Origin of the sequence: Rhizobium sp. AG207R (assembly GCF_027109195.1) — a bacterium.
In the GTDB taxonomy this organism is placed as follows: Bacteria; Pseudomonadota; Alphaproteobacteria; order Rhizobiales; family Rhizobiaceae; genus Rhizobium; species Rhizobium dioscoreae.
The window spans coordinates 189193-209601 of sequence record NZ_JAEPVT010000007.1 but is presented as its reverse complement, the minus strand read 5'-3'; the positions used below and the strand labels follow the sequence as shown (position 1 = coordinate 209601).

The 20409-nt window shown below is 60.5% G+C and carries 19 protein-coding genes and 1 other RNA gene; 7 read left to right on the top strand and 13 right to left on the bottom strand.

The window, feature by feature from the left end; translation table 11 throughout:
• Positions 1 to 34: 34 nt before the first annotated feature.
• The 8 genes from JJQ51_RS18340 to JJQ51_RS18305 form a co-directional block, all read right to left on the bottom strand.
• Positions 35 to 781, bottom strand: a complete 747-nt coding sequence (locus JJQ51_RS18340; RefSeq protein WP_069611841.1) for a YebC/PmpR family DNA-binding transcriptional regulator — start codon at positions 779 to 781, stop codon at positions 35 to 37.
• 134 nt (positions 782 to 915) lie between these two features.
• Positions 916 to 1758 (bottom strand): MBL fold metallo-hydrolase, encoded by an 843-nt coding sequence (locus JJQ51_RS18335; protein ID WP_113355151.1) that lies wholly within the window; start codon positions 1756 to 1758, stop codon positions 916 to 918.
• Between the two features lie 237 nt (positions 1759 to 1995).
• The gene (locus JJQ51_RS18330) at positions 1996 to 2820 is read right to left on the bottom strand and encodes a TIGR00282 family metallophosphoesterase (RefSeq protein ID WP_069611843.1); all 825 of its coding nucleotides are present in this window, start codon (positions 2818 to 2820) and stop codon (positions 1996 to 1998) included.
• Positions 2821 to 2823: 3 nt separating this feature from the next.
• The gene (locus JJQ51_RS18325; protein ID WP_269245051.1) at positions 2824 to 3411 is read right to left on the bottom strand and encodes a 5-formyltetrahydrofolate cyclo-ligase; all 588 of its coding nucleotides are present in this window, start codon (positions 3409 to 3411) and stop codon (positions 2824 to 2826) included.
• 105 nt (positions 3412 to 3516) lie between these two features.
• Entirely contained in the window at positions 3517 to 4245 is a 729-nt protein-coding gene (locus JJQ51_RS18320) for an HAD family hydrolase (RefSeq protein ID WP_233788673.1), read from the bottom strand.
• A 141-nt stretch (positions 4246 to 4386) separates the two neighbouring features.
• A complete protein-coding gene (locus JJQ51_RS18315) occupies positions 4387 to 5784 on the bottom strand; it encodes a virulence factor (RefSeq protein WP_113330361.1) in 1398 nt (465 codons plus the stop codon).
• Complete coding sequence (mprF, locus tag JJQ51_RS18310; protein WP_113330362.1) at positions 5781 to 8390, bottom strand: bifunctional lysylphosphatidylglycerol flippase/synthetase MprF; 2610 nt, start codon at positions 8388 to 8390, stop codon at positions 5781 to 5783. Before mprF ends, JJQ51_RS18315 begins: the two co-directional genes overlap by 4 nt.
• Before the next feature lie 470 nt (positions 8391 to 8860).
• The gene (locus JJQ51_RS18305) at positions 8861 to 9343 is read right to left on the bottom strand and encodes an SRPBCC domain-containing protein (RefSeq protein WP_269245050.1); all 483 of its coding nucleotides are present in this window, start codon (positions 9341 to 9343) and stop codon (positions 8861 to 8863) included.
• Between the two features lie 73 nt (positions 9344 to 9416).
• Here JJQ51_RS18305 and JJQ51_RS18300 point away from each other — a divergent pair, with 73 nt between their 5' ends.
• On the top strand, positions 9417 to 9740 hold the full coding sequence (locus tag JJQ51_RS18300) for an ArsR/SmtB family transcription factor (RefSeq protein WP_113330363.1): 324 nt from the start codon (positions 9417 to 9419) through the stop codon (positions 9738 to 9740).
• A 31-nt stretch (positions 9741 to 9771) separates the two neighbouring features.
• Here the strand turns inward: JJQ51_RS18300 and JJQ51_RS18295 are convergent, their stop codons facing one another.
• Positions 9772 to 10635 carry a helix-turn-helix transcriptional regulator gene (locus JJQ51_RS18295; protein ID WP_113355169.1) on the bottom strand — a complete coding sequence of 288 codons (864 nt, stop codon included), beginning with the start codon at positions 10633 to 10635 and terminating at the stop codon, positions 9772 to 9774.
• A gap of 101 nt (positions 10636 to 10736) precedes the next feature.
• On the opposite strand from JJQ51_RS18295, the gene JJQ51_RS18290 reads away from it, so the two are divergent.
• Positions 10737 to 11552, top strand: a complete 816-nt coding sequence (locus tag JJQ51_RS18290; protein WP_113330444.1) for an SDR family NAD(P)-dependent oxidoreductase — start codon at positions 10737 to 10739, stop codon at positions 11550 to 11552.
• Between the two features lie 43 nt (positions 11553 to 11595).
• On the top strand, positions 11596 to 12309 hold the full coding sequence (locus tag JJQ51_RS18285; protein ID WP_113330365.1) for an SDR family oxidoreductase: 714 nt from the start codon (positions 11596 to 11598) through the stop codon (positions 12307 to 12309).
• A gap of 41 nt (positions 12310 to 12350) precedes the next feature.
• On the opposite strand, the gene JJQ51_RS18280 is transcribed toward JJQ51_RS18285, so the two are convergent.
• The gene (locus tag JJQ51_RS18280) at positions 12351 to 12788 is read right to left on the bottom strand and encodes a MarR family winged helix-turn-helix transcriptional regulator (RefSeq protein WP_113330366.1); all 438 of its coding nucleotides are present in this window, start codon (positions 12786 to 12788) and stop codon (positions 12351 to 12353) included.
• Positions 12789 to 13115: 327 nt separating this feature from the next.
• Here JJQ51_RS18280 and JJQ51_RS18275 point away from each other — a divergent pair, with 327 nt between their 5' ends.
• Positions 13116 to 14915 carry a chloride channel protein gene (locus JJQ51_RS18275; protein WP_269245049.1) on the top strand — a complete coding sequence of 600 codons (1800 nt, stop codon included), beginning with the start codon at positions 13116 to 13118 and terminating at the stop codon, positions 14913 to 14915.
• 94 nt (positions 14916 to 15009) lie between these two features.
• Here the strand turns inward: JJQ51_RS18275 and ssrS are convergent.
• From ssrS to JJQ51_RS18260, 3 genes are all read right to left on the bottom strand, one after another.
• Positions 15010 to 15168, bottom strand: a non-coding RNA gene (gene ssrS, locus JJQ51_RS18270) — 6S RNA.
• A gap of 65 nt (positions 15169 to 15233) precedes the next feature.
• The gene (locus JJQ51_RS18265; protein WP_269245048.1) at positions 15234 to 15611 is read right to left on the bottom strand and encodes a cell division protein ZapA; all 378 of its coding nucleotides are present in this window, start codon (positions 15609 to 15611) and stop codon (positions 15234 to 15236) included.
• A gap of 47 nt (positions 15612 to 15658) precedes the next feature.
• Entirely contained in the window at positions 15659 to 15934 is a 276-nt protein-coding gene (locus JJQ51_RS18260; protein WP_015341018.1) for a DUF4164 domain-containing protein, read from the bottom strand.
• Between the two features lie 404 nt (positions 15935 to 16338).
• Here JJQ51_RS18260 and tkt point away from each other — a divergent pair, with 404 nt between their 5' ends.
• The 3 genes from tkt to JJQ51_RS18245 all read left to right on the top strand — a co-directional run bounded on the left by tkt (position 16339) and on the right by JJQ51_RS18245 (position 19983).
• Positions 16339 to 18321, top strand: coding sequence for a transketolase (gene tkt / locus JJQ51_RS18255; RefSeq protein WP_113408241.1), 1983 nt, complete (start codon positions 16339 to 16341; stop codon positions 18319 to 18321).
• 64 nt (positions 18322 to 18385) lie between these two features.
• Complete coding sequence (gene gap, locus JJQ51_RS18250; RefSeq protein ID WP_113355183.1) at positions 18386 to 19396, top strand: type I glyceraldehyde-3-phosphate dehydrogenase; 1011 nt, start codon at positions 18386 to 18388, stop codon at positions 19394 to 19396.
• A 2-nt stretch (positions 19397 to 19398) separates the two neighbouring features.
• Positions 19399 to 19983 carry a putative glycolipid-binding domain-containing protein gene (locus JJQ51_RS18245; protein ID WP_113408242.1) on the top strand — a complete coding sequence of 195 codons (585 nt, stop codon included), beginning with the start codon at positions 19399 to 19401 and terminating at the stop codon, positions 19981 to 19983.
• The last annotated feature ends 426 nt before the right edge of the window (positions 19984 to 20409 follow it).

The window sequence follows — 20409 nt, the reverse complement described above, 5'->3', positions numbered from 1 at the left end:
GCTGCAGCCGGCTTTTTTGAATAACTACAAAGGATCAGGCGGAGAGCTTGGCCAGAACTTCGTCCGAAACTTCGAAATTCGAATAGACGTTCTGGACGTCATCATCGTCTTCCAGGTTTTCGATGAGCTTCATCAGCGACTGGGCCTTTTCTTCGTCGACCGGCACGTTGTTCTGCGCGCGCCAGATCGCCTTGACGGTTTCGGCTTCGCCGAGTGTCGCTTCGAGCGCCTTGGCAACTTCGCCGAGGGATTCGAAGGCGCAGATGATCACATGGCCTTCTTCGTCGCTTTCGACGTCATCGGCACCGGCCTCGATCGCCGCTTCCATGACCTTGTCGGCATCGCCGGCGGAAGGCTTGTAGGTGATTTCGCCGACGTGATCGAAGGAGAAAGACACCGAACCGGTTTCGCCCAGCGCACCGCCGGCCTTGGTGAAGATCGAGCGGACGTTGGACGCCGTGCGGTTGCGGTTGTCAGTCAGCGCTTCGACGATGATCGCCGTGCCGCCCGGACCATAGCCCTCGTAACGGATCGCATCGTAATTCTCGGTGTCGGCACCGGAAGCCTTCTTGATGGCACGATCGATGTTGTCCTTCGGCATCGACTGCGCCTTGGCGTTCTGGATCGCCAGACGCAGGCTCGCGTTCATGGCCGGATCGGGCAGACCCGTCTTGGCAGCGACCGTGATTTCGCGCGCCAGCTTCGAGAACATTTTCGAGCGCACCGCGTCCTGACGGCCCTTGCGGTGCATGATGTTTTTAAACTGTGAATGGCCAGCCATGGCACCCCTGTTCACGTCTTTTGTTGGGAATGGCCGCCTTATAAGAGCGAAGCGGCCTTCATTCAAGTGAAAAGCCGGATAATGGGGATGGAGAGCGGTCGCGATCGAGAAGATCTCAAAAGTGATCGCGATGGTCAAAGCCCCTTGAGCACATAGATCAGCGGCTTGTGCGGCAAGCTCTTCACCGAGACCGTGACGCTCGGGGTCGGAGCATAGGCGACGTCGAAGTCGGGACCGAACAGGGCGAGAAACTGATCGACCGGTGGACCCCAGCGATGCATGGGCAGGATCAACGAGGAACGCAGCCTTTTCACCACGCGGCTCATGCTGTCGGCCCCCATGGTCAGGCCGCCATCGACCGGCACCATCACCACGTCGAGCCGACCGATCTCCGCATATTGCTGGTCGGTGAGTTCGAAATGCAGATGCCCGAGATGGCCGATACAGAGACCAGCCACCTCGAAGATGAAGATCGAATTGCCATTGGCTTCGATGCCGCCGCCCCAGGAGCGAATGTCGGTGACGACATTGCGGATCAATGTATCGCCAACGGTCATGCGGATCTTTGCCGGCTCCCCCGGCGTGTCGCTCCAGCCGTGCAGCACATATTTGATCGCCGGGTCCGGCGTCAGCGTGTAGTGGCTCGGATGCGCCTTGTTCATCGTCACGACCTCAGGCGTATAAGGCGGCGGATAGGCGCCGCTATAATCCGTGGCGATAGAAACGCCGCCTGGCGTTTCGATGAAGAGCGTGGCATGGCCAAGGAAGGTGATCTTCACGTCGCCATTAACGGGATCATCGGCGAGCGTCGGACCGGGAGAAGAAAAGCTGGCGAAAGTTGCTCTCGGAAGAGATTGCGCGATCGCCTGGCATTGGCTGGGTTGCGGACGAGAAGGCTTTTGCTGGGCGTCAGCCGCGCTCCAGTAAAAAATCAGCGCCAGGAAAAACGCGGCAAAGACAGGAAATCGCTGTAACATGCCATCCCCTCAAGCCAGATAGTGACCGAAGGATGCGGCATGACCGGAAATGGGTCCAGCGGCAATCAGACAAGATTGCTCACAATCGCGTCATCATATGGTGATGATGAATTATAGAGCGTAATGCCGAAAAGTGTATGCGGTTTTCGGACGACATCACGCTCTACTTGTTTGATTCTAGAGCGGATTCAGATTTAGGTCGACCTGACCTAAAATCATCCGGCTCTAGTGCAGCGATCAGCGCCAGAAGTCCGGAATGGTCTCCGCAAGCCTTGGGCCAAGCCGGAGCGGTGCGATCTTTTCCGCCAGTCCAGTTGCGTCGGAGATCTCGACGCCGACGCCGCAGATGGTGGCAGGCCCCGAAGCCGCCTCGAAACGTCCCTTCGGCATCTTCGAGATGAAGCGGTTGAGCGGCTCTTCCTTCTCCATGCCGAGCGATGAATCGTAATCGCCGCACATGCCGGCATCCGACATATAGGCGGTGCCGCCGTTCAGGATCTGCGCGTCCGCAGTCGGCACATGCGTATGTGTGCCGACGACGAAGCTCGCACGGCCATCGACGAAGTGGCCGAAACACTGCTTTTCGCTCGTCGCCTCCGCATGGAAATCGAAGACGATGGCATCGGCCTGTTCCTTCAGCGGACAGGCATCGAGAATGGCCTCGGCCGACTTGAAGGGATCGTCCAGCTCCGGATGCATGAAGACGCGACCCATGATGTTCGCGACAAGAACGCGAGCGCCGTTGCGCGCATAATAGAGGCCGGAGCCGCGGCCGGGCGTGCCGGCCGGATAGTTGGCGGGGCGCAGGAACTGGTCGTGGCGCTCGCAGAAAACGACAGCTTCCTTCTGGTCCCAGACATGGTTGCCGGTCGTCACGACATCGGCGCCGGCATTGATCGTTTCCAGGAAGATATCCTCGGTGATACCGAAGCCGCCGGCGGCGTTTTCGCCATTGACGATGACGAAATCGAGCTTCAGGTCGGATACGAGGCCCGGCAGGCGTTCCCACACCGCGGTCCGTCCCGTCTTGCCGACCATATCTCCCAGAAAAAGCAGCCGCATTCGCTATCCAATCACTTCCGAAACGAAATTGAGCCCGCTCTCGGTCAAAATCGCGTCAAGACGGACGTCATGCGGCTCAGCCGGCACTGATGACACTTCTTGGCAATCGAATGCAATGCCGATCAGCCGTGGATTCAGGCCTTTTTGATGCAAACGCTCGATTGCGCGGTCGTAGTGACCCGCTCCGTAGCCGATACGATGACCGGTCCTGTCGAAAGCGGAAAGCGGCACCAGCATGACATCGGGGTCCAGCTCAGCCGCTTCAGGCCCCGGTCCAAAAGTTCCGAATCCGACCGGAACCAAGGGCGCGCCTGCAATAAGCTCGCGAAAGACGATGGTGTTGCGATCAAGAATGACAGGTACGCAAAGCCGCGCGCCGCGCTCCCGCAACCGCGCCATCAACGGCCTTATATCCACTTCGGAACGTATCGGCAGGAAACCGGAGATGATCTCCCCCGGCCCGACATCGATTGCCTGGCCACCATGCGTCGCCATCGCGAGGGCTTTTTCGATACGATCTTCCGCTGGAATAGCGTCTCGCGCCGCCAGGCGCTCGCTGCGATATTGGGCTTTCAGCTCTTTGAGGCTCATCGGATCTTCGCAAATATCTATGATGTCACGAAAACATAATGAGCCGGCCGCCCGTTGCAAAGCGCGAAAGCGACATCCAGCCGTCGCAGAAGGAAGTCCGCTCTTTCAATCCTTGCGGATGATCGACAATTTTCCGTCGCCATCCACATGCACGCGGACATTTTCGTAATTTCGCAGCATCGTGTGATCGGTTTCGATCGGATGCGAATGCGTCGCCGTGATGACCACCACGTCGGCACCGGCCGCTTCGCCAGCCTTGACACCGGCCAAGACGTCTTCAAACACCAGGCATTCCGAAGGGCTGAGGCCAAGGCGCTGGGCGCCAAGAATATAGCCCTGCGGATCAGGCTTGCCGACCTTCACGTCTTCGGCGGTGACCATGAAGCGTGGAACCGGGATCCCGGCCGCGTCCAGCCGCGCCAGCGCCAGCCGATAGGGCGACGAGGTAACGATTGCCCAGCGCTCCGGCGGCAGCGATGCAAGAAAATCGACGGCGCCTGGCAGTGCGATCACGCCCTCGACATCGGCAATCTCGGCTTCGGTGATCTTCAGCGCTTCTGCGACCGGATCGACACCAGGCAGGTTCAACTGGCCGATCGTATCGACACCGCGCTTGCCATGCATTGTCGGCATGAACTTCTCGACATCAAGACCCTGAGCGCGAGCCCAGTTGCCCCAGACGCGCTCGGCGGCAGCAATCGAATTGATGATCGTGCCGTCCATGTCGAACAGGAAGCCGGAAAAGGTCTTGGTGAAGGCAGAATTCGTTGCGGCGGACAAGGGCGGACCTTTCTGGATGAGACGGTGAGCACCTGCGGCAAACGCGGCGCTCATGATATGCCCTTCTCGACTAACGGCAGCCGTGGAAAGAAGCAAATAAATGCTGCGCAGGACGCTCGAGAAAGTCGGCTGGAGACGGTGGGGAAAGATGAGAAAGGGCGCGCGGCAATGATACATGCCGCACGCCGCTTGCAATTATTCGCCGAGGCGGCTCTTCAGTCCATTGATGATGTGGTTCGCCAGCGCCTCATAGTCGTCGTCGAAATGGTGACCGCCATCCATGGCGATGACTTCCGCGCCAGTGCCCTTCAGCAGCGGGCAGGCAACATCTTCGTCGTCATCCTTACCATAGACGCATTGCACCATTTTCGGATTGATCGACTTGAGGTCGTTGACGGGATTGCCGCCCTTACCCTCGCTCGAAGCACCAAGCCAACCCATGACCGAGATCACGTAGTCGACCTTCTGCGACAGGGACAGCAGCGACATCTGCACGATCTTGTCTTTTTCAGACTGTGGCAGGCGATTGTAGCTCGCCGGCAGCACATCGGCGCCAAAGGAATAGCCGACCAGCACCACATGCTTGACCTTGAAGCGCTTGGTGTAGAAATCGATGATCCGGCCGAGGTCGTTCGCAGTCTGCTGCGGGTCCTTCTCGGTCCAGAAATAATGCAGCGTATCGACGCCTACGACAGGAATGCCCTGGTCCTGCAGATAGCTGCCCACTTCCTTGTCGATGTCGCGCCAGCCGCCATCGCCCGAATAGACGATTGCAAGCGTATCTTCGGTCGGCGTCGTTTCCATGATGTCGACGGGCAGCCCAAGCGGCGACTTGGAGCTGTCGATCGTCTTCATCAGATCGGCGAGCGATGCCTCAAGCGTCGCATAGGTGTCTGCATTGTCCGAATTCGTGGTTTGGACTTCGGGATGGTCCTTCTGGATCTCCTCGACGTGGTCGCGTCCGTCCTTCGGCGCATTGGCCGTGAACGTCACGAGGATCGGGTTCGGCAAGGCGCCTTCCTGCAGGCCGAAGGACACCATGTCGCCATCGGTTTTCTTCTCGGCCGGCGTGCAAAGCTCCTGCTTCAGCGCGATGCCCGCGGTCGGATCGACGGCCAGCGTACCGGCAACTGTCGCATCGGGGGTCTGCGCGGCAATCGTCAGCGCCATGGCACCACCGGCGCCGACACCGGCGATGATAGGCAGCTGGTAGGTGCTGTCGGCAAAGGACCGCTGCACCTGCTGGCTGAGCGACTCCAAATCCGAGACGATATAGATACAGCCGTCATTCTGGCTGACATCGTATTTGTTGAGCGAAGCCAGGAAGGACGGATAGTCGATACCGATCACAAGCGAACCGTTGGCGACCAGCTTGTCGGCAACCGCTTTTTCCTTGTCGCCCCAGCCGGCGAGATCGGAAATCAGCACGACTTCGTTCGAAACCTTGCCCTGCGGGCGCATGATGTGCGGAGCCGGGATCATGCCCAGATCGTATTTGGCATCGTCGGCTTCCGCGCGTGCCGGACCCGACACCAGCAGGCCCATCGACACCATGCATGCGAAAGCCAATGACATTGCGTATTTCAAGATCATTTCCTCACGACCCCCTTAAGTCCGCCCCCGATGAGGAATGTGGCATCCATCAACGCGATTATTGGACTTACACCTCCCGAAACAGCCAGATAGCGCGGCTGCCATTCGGGATGGAACTTGGATTTGAAGGCACGAAGCCCTTTGAAATTATAAAACCGCTCGCCATGTTCGAAGACAGTCCCCCCGACCCTATCCCAAACCGGCGCCGATTCCCGTCTCGACATGCCCGATAGCGGTGCCATGCCGAGGTTGAAACGCTGAAAGCCCTGGCCCTTGAGGTATTCGAGGATCTGCACGAACAGAAAATCCATCGAACCCTTCGGGGCATCGGGCGAAAAACGCATCAGGTCGACGGATCCCTCCTCCTTGGTCTCCGTCATCAGGATATTCGCAAAAGCGACGATATTACCATCCTTTTTCAACACGCCGATCGGCTGCGAGCACACGTAGTCCGGATCGAACGCGCCAAGCGAGAAGCTCTTTTCCTTGGCATTGTGATCGGCAAGCCATGTGTCGGACACATGGGCAAGCTGATCCATGACTTCAGGTATATCTTGAGGTTCGATAACGGCAAATTCTAGTCCGTCGCGAACCGCGCGACTCGCCGTCTGTCTGAGGTTCGCCCATTTGCCGCCCTTGAGCTCGAAATTGGCAAGATTGACCACGGCCAATTCACCGAGCTTGTAGGCACGCAGGCCCGCATCGGCGCAATAGGACAGAAGTGCGGGCGAGATCTGGTAGAACACCGAGCGGCAACCTGCCGCGCGTGCGGCCTCCACGAAACGCCAGATCAGATCGGGCAACGCCTGACGTGGGCCGACCGGATCGAACAACGCGATCCACGAACGGCCCTGCTTGCCGTACATGATGAAGGCATCGCCCTTTTCCGAGAACATGATGTTCTTGTCGCCCATGCGCACCAGATTGGCATCGGCCACGCCTTGCTTGCGGACGATTTCGACGGCGCGCGTTACCGCATCGTCCGTAACGGGCTCCAGGCGCTTCGTCGCCGGGCGCAGAAGGCTGAAGATCGCGATCGCCGAGGACAGGATGGAAATACCGAGGGCTGCGCGAAGTCCGCGCGGCGCCTCGTCCGCGAATTCGAATTGCCACCAGAGCTGATTGCTGTATCCGACATCGCGATAGACGAAGAACAGCACCACGATCGCGCCGATGCAGATGACGGCAATGGCCGTCAGCCATCCGGCCGTCAGCGTCTGGTTGAGCAGCGAGGCCGGCCGCTTGAACAGGCGGCGGCTGACGACGAGGCTGAAGACAAAGAAGGCCAGCAATCCCGCTTCGACGATGGCGATGGCCTTCAGCAGCGACAGGAACAGAGCAAGCAGCGCCGAAAAGCTCGACACCCACCAGGCGCCGTCCAGGCGCTGGCTGAGACCGCGCGCGGCCACGATGATCGTCAGCCCGAGAAGACTCGAGAGGAAATGCGCGCTCTCGACCAGCGATAGCGGCAGATAGTCGGACAGCACGATCAGGTTCTGATCCGGCGTCGGCGTGACGCTCGAGAAGACTAGCATCATGCCGAGCAACAGCGCGAAGGCCGACAAGAGCTGCGGCATGACGCGCGCGCCGATGCGGCGCATGCTGGAAGCCACCGGATGATCGACGAAACGACGCAGCTCCGCCACCGAGATCGCGGCGATCGCGATAACGAGCGGGATGACGTTGTAAATGACGCGATAAAGAACCAGCGAGCTCAGAACGGCGTCCTCATTCACGGAACTGCCGAGCCAGGCGATGATGATCGTCTCGAACACACCGAAGCCGGCCGGAACGTGGCTGAGCACGCCGAGGCCGACAGCGATGGCATAGATGGCGAAGAAGCCGGGCCATCCGATAGAGGTTTCCGGCAGCAGCACATAGAGCACGGAGGCCGAGGCCGCGATATCGAATGCGGTGACTAGAAACTGCCGCGACCAAGTGCGCGAATCCGGCAGCCGAACTTCGACCGGCCCGATGCGCACCTCGCGACCGTTGCGGCCGGCATAGATCACGAAGGCGAGCGCCGCGAGAATGGCGATGGCGATCAACCGCAGCCACAGGCCATCGACGCTGATCAGCGGGCCGATCTCATCGGCGATGACCAGAAGCGCGATAGCACCGACGGCAGCCAGGCCAAGACCGAAGGCAAGCGTGACGAAAGCAATGACGCGGGTAATGTCGTCGGGCGACAGCCCGAGCCGGGTATAGGCGCGATAGCGGATCGCACCGGCGCTGAGCGCGCCGAAACCAGCCGTGTTGCCGACCGCGTAGGCGCTGAAGGAGGTCAGCGCCACATGCGGAAACGGCAGCCGCTTGCCGATATACTCGAGCGCATTCTGGTCGTAGAAGATCAGGGAGGCGAAGCTCAGACCGGTAAACAGCAGCGCCAGCAGCACCGAGGAGATCTTCGTCGTCGTCAGGGCGTGGACGACGTCATCATAGCGCACCTCGGTCGTCAGGTCGTAGATCGCATAGGCGGCGATGCAGAAGACGGCCACAGTGAGGAGAGCGACGATCAGCGCCCGGTAGCGGTTCAACAGACCGACGATACCGCCACGTTCTTCCAATTCCTCATCGGCATTTTCCAGATCGATTGGGCTCGACATGCTCTACCTGTTTTTAATGATCTTCGCCGGTTCCGACTGTTCGGATATTCAGTAATATCGACGACGCGTCTTCGAATTGCCGTATACACTTCTTTCGACAAGCCCGTTGTGACGCGCGCTCCCATCCTTCTGAATTTAGGCAATTTTGGCGCAGGCCCCGTCCCTGCTGCAATGAATCTGTTATTATTTAAAGGATTTTGTCATTCACTCGGCTTTTGAGCTTATCCACACACAAAAGTGATCTTCCCATCCCGTCCTGAGCGCCCTCGCCGCCGCCGCTGCCCTTCTTCCGATTATCCAAAGCCTACTACAACGTGAGATGGACATCCATCGCATGCCATCAACCGTACTTCCGAGTAGCTGAATCCGGAAACAGATAGGCCCGGCGCCAAAATCGGCACCGGGCCACTGACTGATAGCCGGGAAAGGGATCGGGACGGCGGTGACCGTCGATAAGGATTTGCCGGAATTCAGCGATCGGGCGCTTCCGCCGGTTCGCCGCGCATCTCGCTGAGGAAGAACCCTTCGCGCAGATTGATACCGTATTCGACGAAGGCCTTCATGCAGCAGAGCATCTGCGTCCAGCCCTCGCAGTTCAGATAGGTGCCGCGGCGGCCGGCCTCATCCTCCCGCCAACCCGATTCCTCGATGATGACAAGCGTGCCGCCATCGTCAAGCGCGTCGAAGGTCATCTCCACCTTGGTTCTGTAACGGACGCCGTCCCCGCCGGTGCCGCCTTCCCAGTGCAGGACGATGCGCTTGTTGGCCTCCACTTCATTGACCTCGACGGGGGCGTTCTTCCACCAGATGACGGTCGTTCCCGCCACCAGGGGCGCGCTGGCCCCGCCGACGGTAGTGAAATAGCTCGAAAGCTTCTTCGGGTTGACGACAGCATCGAAGACTTCATCCACCTTGCGGCCGATCCGTCCTGAAATCCGAACATTCAATGTCATGGCATCTCCTCCACTGTTTGTCTGTCGTTATCGCTCCATTGCGAATGACCCTATTATGTTATAAAAATATAACATGTCAAACGAATCGGATAGCGACCTCATTTTCAAGGCCCTTGCGCATCGTCGCCGGCGCGAAATCCTGGACATGCTCAAGGATGCGCCACGCACGACAGGCATGCTCTGCGAGGCTTTCACGGATATGGACCGCTGCACCGTGATGCAGCACCTGAAAGTGCTTGAGGATGCAGACCTCGTGATTGCCAGGAAAGAAGGACGCGAGCGCTGGAACCATCTGAACAGCTTGCCGATCAAGCAAATCCATGATCGCTGGATCAGCGCTTATGCCGGCCATGCCCTCTCCATTCTCCATCAGCTGAAGAACGATCTGGAAGGCTAAGAGAAATGGTTGGGTTCGGAGGAAGCTGGATTTAGGCTGCGCCGGCGCGGCCCAACAGTCGTTTCAGCTTGTCGCTCGTCCCGTCCTCTTCGAGCGGTGTATAAACCACCAGCTTCATGTCGGCACGGTCCATGACGGCAAGCGCAGTATATTCGAATGTCATCAAGCCGCCCTCCGGATGGCGCAGCCGCTTGTGACCTGTCAGCGGCCGCAACACATCCTGTCTCGGCCACCACGCACGAAATTCGGGGCTTGCCTGCGTCAAGGTGGCGATCAGCCGTTCGAAATCGGGATCGCCGGCATAACGGGCACTGTCGGCGCGAAACATCGCCAGCGAATTCGCCGCCACGATCTCCCAATCGACAAGAAGCTGCCGATGCGCAGGATCGGTGAACACCCGATGGACGCTGTTGCGCGCATCCCCCTGCAACAAGGCATAATCGCCGAAAAGCGCGACGGCCGCCGCATTCCAGGCGAGCACGTCCCAACGCCTGCCGAGAACATAGGCCGGTTGGCCGGCAAGGCTCGCAAGCATGCGAACCAGCGCGGCCGGTACCTCCTCAGGCCCGCGCGACGGAACATCAACAGACGGCCGATCACTGAGGGTGAAGAGATGCCGCCGCTCGACCGGATCGAGCCGCAGCGCATCGGCCAGCGCCGATAGAACCTCTGCAGAAGGGCGGACGTCCCGGCCCTGTTCCAGCCATGTGTACCAGGTGGTGCCGACACCGGCCAGAAGCGCCACTTCTTCGCGCCTGAGTCCCGGCGTGCGCCGCCGGAACCCTTCCGGAAGTCCAACGCCGGCGGGCGTCAGCTTTTCCCGACGCGAGCGCAGAAAGGCGCCGAACTCGCGACGCCTGGCTTCGAGGATGGTCTGGCTCTGATTGATGGTCATGCCCCATCATAGCAGGATCAATACTAGGATAAAGTCAGAACTGTTTGCCGCGTCCGCAAGCTGCCACATATCATCATGCAGACAACGAGAAGGCGGTTGCTATGGATATGAGCGGCAAGACGGTCCTGATTACAGGCTCGACGGATGGTGTCGGGCGCCGAGTTGCGGAACGACTCGCAGCGGCAGGTGCGACGGTGATCGTTCACGGCCGCGACGGGAGCCGCGCGGAAGAATTGGTCTCCCGCATCCAGGATAAGGGCGGCAAAGCGGCCTATTATCTCGCCGACCTTTCCTCGCTGGAAGAGGTTCGCATCCTCGCCGACGCCATCGAGCGCGACATCGATCGCCTCGATGTTCTGATCAACAATGCGGGCATCGGTACCAGCGGCGGCGGCGGACGCCAGGTAAGCCAAGACGGATACGAGCTGCGCTTCGCGGTGAATTATCTCGCGGGCTTCCTGCTGACGCACCGGCTCCTGCCTCTGTTGAAGGCAAGTGCTCCCGCCCGCATCGTCAATGTATCCTCTGTTGGCCAGCAGGCGATCGACTTCTCCGATGTCATGCTGACGCGCGGCTATAGCGGAGTGCGCGCCTATTGCCAGAGCAAGCTGGCGCAGATCATGTTCACCTTCGATCTCGCCGAGGAGCTTGCCGGCTCCGGCATCACCGCCAACTGCCTGCACCCCGCGACCTATATGGACACGACCATGGTGCGCCAGGCAGGCGTTTCACCGATAAGCTCCGTCGAGCAAGGGGCGGATGCCATCCTCAATCTGGCCGCCGGCGGCGCCCTGGAGGGACACTCCGGCCTCTATTACGACGGACTGCGCCCATCCCGCGCCTCTGCTCAAGCCTATGACGCAACGGCGCGACAGCGCCTGCGAACACTCAGCCAAAGCCTTTCCGGCCTCGCCTGAACCACACACTCCCACCACTCTCTGTCCTCGAAAGGAGACACGCATGTCGTCTCAACACGTCGCTATTATCGGCGGCTCCTCAGGCATCGGTCTTGCGACCGCCGCCCATCTTCTCGAAAAAGGCTATCGTGTCACCATCACGGGTCGCGATGCCGCCAAACTTCAGGCAGCCGGGCAAAGCCTCAACGGCGATATTGCCACCGTGACCATGGATGCTGCCGACTTTGCCGGCCTCGCCGAGGCCTTCCAGGCAATCGGACCGGTCGATCATCTCGTCCTGGCATTGGGTGGCGGCAATGGCGCCGGCCCTTTCGCCACGGTAGACCTCGCCGATTTCAGGAAAGGCTTCGAACAGAAGACCATGGCGCATTTCGCCTGTGCCCAGGCTTGCCTTCCGCATCTTTCGAAGCAAGGCAGCATCACCTTCGTCTCTGCCGTCTCGGCACAGGCGGCGATGCCCGGAACCGCAGGACTTGGAGCCATCAATGCCGCCATAGCCGCCCTCGCGCCGATCCTCGCCGTCGAGCTCAAGCCGGTCCGGATAAATTGCGTGTCGCCCGGCGTCGTCGATACTCCCTGGTGGGATTTCACCGCGGAGCAGAGGGAGCAGACCTTCGCTGGATTTGCAGCCCGCACGCCCGTTGGCCGTGTCGGCCGCCCTGAGGAGATCGCCGAAGCCATCGCCTTCCTGATCGGTAACGGCTTCACCAGCGGCCATACGCTGATCTGCGACGGCGGCATCCGTTTCGGCCAATGATCGCCCCGCGCCATTGCCGGTATCACCGGGCAATGGCGCCCTCAGTCGCTACGAACGCCGGCCTGAAGCTGCGTGAGGATCTCGATCAGCCGCGGTGCCATCTCACGGATTTCGGCCAGATGGATCGAGCTCAATGTTTGCAGAACCTCTTCGGACTTTTCCGTCAACTGCAGCGTCTGCCGGCGCTTGTCCGTTGGATCTGGATGGCGGGTGACATAGCCGCCGTCGATCAGGCGCCCCACAAGTTCCGTCGCCGTATGCGGTGCGATCAGCAGCTTTTCCGCGAGCATGCCGATCGTCATCGCCTCGGCCGTTCCATTGCCTTTGATCGCCAGCAGCGCCTGATGCTGTTGCGGCGGGAGGCCTGCCTCCTGCGCGGCCGACGTGCTAAAATCCATGAACTTGCGCAGGGTGTAGCGCAGCGTCGCCAGCGCCTCATAGTCAGCCTGCGAAAGAGCTTCATCCACACGTCGCACCATCAAATCGTCCTCATTGCCGCTGTTCGCGGTCCTAAAGCATGTCGCGCAAAATCTTCAGCGGTTTTGCGGCAACCGCATGCTCCGGATCAAGGACCAAAAGCGCCGAAAACGAATCTTGCAGATCGCAATGCGCTTGAGTTGATTTATATCGCATTACGATATATTTGCCATCTCGAAGCGGGGAGCGGCTGAAGGACAGCCCGCACGCTTGGAGCATTCCAGGAAAAGTGCGCAGCGGTTTTCCGTTCGGGATGCGTAAGAACAGGAAGATGGAGTGCTTTCGCTTTTCGAAGAAAAGCGGAAATGCTCTGGCGCAGAAGGCCTCCCATGCAGGACACGTCAATCCAACCAAGTCACAATCACGATTTCTCCGGCGGGGCCTCCCGCAAGGACAATGGCGATTTCACCACGGACAAGCGCGTCCTGGTTCTGATCGCCATGGCGCTCGTCGTCGGCACCGGCGGCGCCTTCGCCGCCTGGGTACTCATCAATCTCATCGCGCTCGTCAGCAACGCCGTCTGGCTGTTCAAGATCAGCACCGAGCCGCTCTCCTTCGCCACTGTGGCACGCTCGCCATGGATGGTTGCCGCTCCCATTCTTGGCGGCATCGTCATCGGCCTGATGGCACGCTTCGGCTCGGAAAAGATTCGCGGCCACGGCATTCCAGAAGCCATCGAGGCGATCCTGATCGGCGGCAGCCGCATGTCGCCGAAGGTGGCAGTGCTGAAGCCCCTGTCATCGGCGATCTCGATCGGTTCCGGCGGGCCGTTCGGCGCGGAAGGTCCGATCATCATGACCGGCGGCGCCATCGGCTCGCTCTTCGCGCAGCTCTTCCATCTGAGCGCCGCCGAGAGAAAGACCCTGCTTGTCGCCGGCGCCGCGGCGGGCATGACCGCGGTCTTCGGCACACCGATCGCGGCCGTCATGCTTGCCGTCGAACTGCTGCTCTTCGAATGGAAGCCGCGCAGCTTCATTCCGGTCGCGGTCGCGGCCTGCGTTTCGGTCGCCTGGCGGCCGCTGCTGATCGGCGGAGGCGCACTCTTCCCCGCGCATTTCGAGATGTCGCTCTCCTGGTGGGGCATTCTGCTCGCCGCCGGCCTCGGCATCGTCTCCGGCCTGCAATCCGGCCTGCTGACGACTTTGCTCTATAAGATCGAGGATGCCTTCGAGAAGCTGCCGATCCACTGGATGTGGTGGCCCGCACTCGGCGGCCTCGTCGTCGGGCTCGGTGGGCTGATCGAGCCACGCGCGCTGGGCGTCGGCTACGACATCATCGCCGATCTCCTGCATAGCCGCATCGCCGTCGGGGCCGTTCTGGCAATCCTACTGGTCAAGGCGGGCATCTGGCTCGTGGCGCTGTCCTCCGGCACCTCGGGCGGCGTCCTGGCGCCGCTGCTCATCCTCGGCGGCGCGCTCGGCTGGCTCGTCGGCCTTGCCCTGCCAGGCGATACCGGCTTCTGGGCGATGCTCGGCATGGCGGCGATGATGGGCGGCACGATGCGTGCTCCGCTGACGGGCACCTTCTTCGCCGTCGAGCTGACGGGTGACACGAATTCGCTGGTGCCGCTGCTTGCGGCAACGGTCGCGTCCTATGCCGTCACTGTCCTTCTGCTGAAGCGATCGATTCTGACGGAAAAGATCGCAAGGCGTGGCCAGCACATTACCCGCGAATACGGCATCGACCCGTTCGAGCTGACCCGTGCCCGCGACATCATGATCGCCGAGGTAGACACACTGCCAGCCTCCATGCGCCTGTCGGAAGCGCTGGCGCAGATGACGGATCGGCCGGATGCGCATCGCTTCTATCCCGTCGTCGGGGAGAATAGCCGCCTCGTCGGCATGATCTCGCGCGCTGATGCCTTGCGCTGGCAGAGCGAACCGGAACTCATGGATCAATCGCTCTATGACGTGATCTCGGATACGTCTCTTCCGGTTGCCCATGCCGAAGATACGGTGGGACGCGTCGCCGATATCATGATCCAGGCGGATACGGGACGTGTTCCGGTCGTGGAGCCACAGACCGGCCGCCTCGTCGGCCTCATCGCCCGCAAAGACCTGCTGCGGCTGCGCAGTGCGACCAATCGCGCCGAACTCGAGCGCGGCGCTTACCTGCGATCCAAAGGTTAAGGGGAGGAGGATTGGCGTCAACGCGGCGGAAGAACTGCGTGGCGCCTTCCTTGGCCATCTGCCAGAGAGTTGGCACCCAGCTAGGAAGATTTAAGAGCGATCCACAACGACCGATGGATGTTTACGATCCTGGGTGCCTACAAACGTAGGTGGGCACCGTGTGTCCAGGCCCACGGGCCTGGTCAGGGACAGCTCCCTTTGGATCGAGTATGGCCCCAGGGATTGTGGTTCCTGTCGGGAAGCGCAGACCGCCTGAACTATATAAAGAGCTTTGAAGCATTCTACCAGAGGGCTGCGACGGGCAGCCCCAGAAATAACTCAAGCCTGCTCGACGCCTGGACGCTCTAAAAGCTTCTCGGTGATGCCGTGAATGCGCGTCGTCACCTCGTCGATGACGCTCGCCAGCGTCTCCTCGGCCCTCGCATTGGCTGCCACTGTCGTATCACGGGTGCTGGTCAGGGTTTCCAGCTCGGCCTCCAGCGCAGACACGCGCCGGGTCAATTCGCTCACCTCATCCATGATCATGATCCCGGCCATGACAGTCAGCCTGAGATCGCCGATTTCGCCGAACTGGCTTTTCAAATGCAGGACATAACGATCGAAGCGATTGGCAAGATCCGTCAGATGGTCTTCCTGCCCCTCTTCGCAGGCCATCCGGTAGGCTTTGCCGTCGATCGTTACCGTTACTTGTGCCATTCGACTTTCCGATCACTGCCGCACTGCGACGGCTGCCTCCCGAGGGATCAGCGGTCCAGCACGGCTCTTATGGTTTCCATCGCCGTCACGAGCCGGCGCGACACTTCCCGATTGACCTCTTCCAGCCGGTTCGCGCGGAACTCGGCCTGGTCCAGTTCCTGGGCAAGGCGGGATCGATCGGCGTGAACCCTACGGACCTCGCCTTCTATATCGCTCTGCGCCCGTTCCCGCTCGAACCGTCCGTCAACCGCGCTCTCCAAAGTCGAAAGCGCCTGGCGCAATTGGGCGAGCGCCGCGTCCACCGTTTTGCCTGAAGGTGTCATACCCTTCGCATCTCCGCGCAAGGCCCGAATCAAAACATCCGGCCACTTGTCTGATTTCGCAACAATATTCAACTCGGCAACAGCACGTCAATAAAGGCTGTCATGTGGCAGCCCCCCTATTCTGTGGATGAATGCCGCCTTTGCCGCCTGCACAGGCCTTGTCGCATGATTGTCGTCTTTTGTAAAAGTGAACGGGCAAATGTCAAAAAATTGCCCCGAGAGGCCCGTATTGGGCCCTCGATTTATTGACTTGCTCGCCCTAACTGCTATGTCTCGACCGCCTGAGGCGACGTTGAAAATGGCGTTCGGAAGAGCGTCTCCCCTTCACCCGCCTTTCAACCGATGGCCCTCCCTCCCAAGCGTGTGGCCATCCCCCCGAACCCGGAACACTGCGGAAAAACCCCATGAACTCTCGCGAACAACACGACCGGATGGCGAATGCGATCCGTTTCCTTGCCATGGATGCTGTCGAGAAGGCCAATTCCGGTCACCCCGGTTTGCCGATGGGGATGGCTGATGTTGCCACCGTTCTCTTTAGCAAATATCTGCGCTTTGATCCGAAGAACCCGCTTTGGCCGGACCGCGACCGCTTCGTCCTGTCGGCTGGCCACGGCTCGATGCTGCTTTATTCGGTCCTCTATCTGACCGGCTATCCCGACATGACGGTCGAAGAGCTCACACGCTTCCGCCAGCTCGGCTCCAAGACCGCCGGCCATCCGGAATACGGTCACGCCACCGGCATCGAAACCACTACCGGCCCGCTCGGCCAGGGCATTGCCAATGCCGTCGGCATGGCGATCGCCGAGCGCAAGCTGCGCGAGGAGTTCGGCTCGGAACTTCAGGATCACTACACCTACGCCATGTGCGGCGACGGCTGCCTGATGGAAGGCATCAGCCATGAGGCGATCGCGCTGGCCGGCCACCTCAAGCTCAACAAGCTGATCCTGTTCTGGGACAACAACTCCATCACCATCGACGGCGCCGTCTCGTTGTCGGATTCGACCGACCAGATCATGCGCTTCAAGGCCGTTCACTGGAACACGATCGAAATCGACGGTCACGACCAGGCCGCCATCGCCGCGGCCATCGAAGCCGCACACAAGTCCGACCGCCCGACGCTGATCGCCTGCAAGACGATCATCGGCTTCGGCGCTCCGAACAAGCAGGGTACGCACAAGGTCCATGGCTCGCCGCTCGGCGCCGAGGAAATTGCCGCGACCCGCGTCGCGCTCAACTGGCCCTACGAGCCCTTCGTCATCCCGAACGACGTCCTCGGTGAATGGCGCGCTGCCGGCGAGCGCTCCATCGGCACCCGTGAAGCGTGGGAAGGCCGCCTTGCCGCAGCCGACGCTGCCAAGAAGGCCGAGTTCACCCGCCGCTTCGATCACAAGCTGCCGGCCGGATTCGACGCCGCCATCAGCGACTACAAGAAGAAGCTCGCGGAAACCAAGCCGACGGTCGCAACCCGCAAGGCATCGGAAGATGCGCTCGAAGTCATCAACGGCTTCATTCCGGAAACGCTCGGCGGCTCGGCCGACCTGACGCCGTCGAACAACACCAAGACCAGCCAGATGAAGTCGATCACCCCGACCGATTTCTCCGGCCGTTATATGCACTGGGGTATCCGCGAACACGGCATGGCTGCTGCCATGAACGGCATCGCGTTGCACGGCGGCCTGATCCCCTATAGCGGCGGCTTCCTGATCTTCTCGGATTATTGCCGCCCGCCGCTGCGCCTGGCCGCCCTGATGGGCATCCGCGCCATCCACGTCCTGACGCATGATTCCATCGGCGTCGGCGAAGACGGCCCGACCCACCAGCCGGTCGAGCAGGTCGCCAGCCTGCGCGCCATCCCGAACTTCCAGCTCTTCCGCCCGGCCGACGCAACGGAAACGGCCGAATGCTGGCAGATCGCCATCAAGACGACGAACCGCCCGTCCGGCCTTGCCCTGACGCGCCAGAACCTGCAGGCCGCCCGTACGGAATATAGCGAGAAGAACCTCTGCGAACTCGGCGCTTACACGCTGGCCGGCAATGCCGACGCCAAGGTCACGATCTTCGCTTCGGGCTCCGAAGTTGAACTCGCCGTTGCTGCCCGCGCGGTCCTGGAAGGCAAGGGCGTCTCCACGCGCGTCGTTTCCGTTCCCTGCACCGAACTCTTCTTCGAGCAGCCGGATGCTTACCGCAAGGAAGTCATCGGCAACTCGCCGGTCAAGGTTGCCGTCGAAGCCGGCGTTCGCGAAGGCTGGGATGCCTTCATCGGACCGGAAGGCGCATTTATCGGCATGAAGGGCTTCGGCGCTTCCGCTCCTTACAAGGACGTCTACAAGCACTTCGGCATCACGACGGAGGCCGTTGTCGCCGCCGCTGAGGCAAAGCTTTCCTGAGGGCGCTGACAAGCGCTCTCAAATCCAATAGATAAACACCCTGAGTGAACGGGAGTGACATTCAATGACTGTAAAAGTTGCTATCAACGGCTTTGGCCGTATCGGCCGTAACGTTCTGCGCGCAATCGTCGAATCCGGCCGCACCGATATCGAGATCGTTGCCATCAACGACCTTGGGCCGGTCGAGACCAACGCCCACCTGCTGCGTTACGATTCCATCCACGGCAAATTCCCCGCCGAAGTTAAGGTCGAAGGCGACACGATCATCGTTGGCGGCGGCAAGCCGATCAAGGTCACGGCGATCAAAGACCCGGCAACTCTGCCGCACCGTGATCTCGGCGTCGATATCGCCATGGAATGCACGGGCATCTTCACCGCCCGGGACAAGGCCGCCGCTCACCTGACGGCCGGCGCCAAGCGCGTCATCGTTTCGGCTCCTGCCGATGGTGCTGACCTGACCGTCGTTTTCGGCGTCAACCATGACCAGCTCACCAAAGAGCACCTGGTCATCTCCAACGCATCCTGCACCACGAACTGCCTGGTGCCGGTCGTGAAGGTTCTCGACGACGCCGTCGGCATCGACCACGGCTTCATGACGACCATCCACTCCTACACCGGCGACCAGCCGACGCTGGACACCATGCACAAGGACCTGTACCGCGCCCGCGCCGCAGCCCTGTCCATGATCCCGACGTCGACGGGTGCCGCAAAGGCTGTCGGTCTCGTTCTGCCGCACCTCAAGGGCAAGCTCGACGGCACGTCGATCCGCGTTCCCACGCCGAACGTCTCGGTCGTCGACTTCAAGTTCGTGGCCAAGAAGGCAACGTCGGTCGGCGAAATCAACGAAGCCATCAAGGCTGCATCGAACGGCAAGCTGAAGGGCATCCTCGGCTACACCGACGAGCCGCTGGTTTCCCGCGACTTCAACCATGACAGCCACTCGTCGATCTTCGCGACCGACCAGACCAAGGTCATGGAAGGCAACTTCGTGCGCGTCCTGTCCTGGTACGACAACGAATGGGGCTTCTCGAGCCGCATGTCCGACACGGCCGTCGCCTTCGCCAAGACGATCTGATCATGGCCTTCCGCCCGCTCCTTCCGACGACAGTCCGCTGGCGTCCCTTGGAAGGAGATGGGCTGGAGCACCTGACGGTCACCCCTCTCGATCATGCCGGCAGCGCGGCCATCCGCGCTGCCGGCATTATCATTGGTGCCCGCGGCGGCACGCCCTATGGTGTCTCTTATCGAATCGATTGCTCCGCCGGCTGGGCCGTTCTTTCCTTCTCGGTCGAAACCACCGACGGACGCCGTCTCGCGCTGCTGTCGGACGGCAAGGGACATTGGCGTACCGAGGAGGGCGAGTCCCTGCCGCAATTCGATGGCTGCGTCGATATCGATCTCTATGGCTCGCCCTTCACCAACAGCCTGCCGATCCGCCGACTGGAAATGATGCCGCAAGATGGAACCGCCAAGCTCTCCATGCTCTATATCCCGTTCGACACCTTCGAACCGGTGCGGGACGGCCAGCATTATACCTGCATCGTGCCGGAGAAGCTCTACCGCTATGCGGCCGAAGACCGTGATTTCACCGTCGATCTTCCGGTCGACGAGGATGGGCTGGTGGTCGACTATCCGATCTATTTCAGGCGTGTAGATGTTTGAGCTGCGGTATCGTTACCCTTGCTCATTCGGCAAGCAATGAGCTTGTGCTTGGATCCTCGGGTCAAGCCCGAGGATGACGTGTTTTCGGGGTGCACCGCGGACAAACGATAGTTTTTTGAGATGCATCTCCCAAGTTGCTATGTGTCTTTGGCCTATTCTCAAGCACCGTCATCCTCGGGCTTGACCCGAGGATCCACGCACAAGCCTTTTGGCCCAATCGCAATTGCCCTTCAAAACGCCTCAATCTTTGTTCTCCCTGCCCTGCTATGGTCCAGATTTACCAATAAATTTTGGACAGGACATCTCCCAGGGCATTCCAAGCCGCTTCGCCGTTCTGGCAAAAGCGCATCACACCATGCCGTCGCAACCGTCAGAGTGGGCTTCAGTCGAAAAGCTCTCCTCTGAATAAGGCCATATTTGCCAATA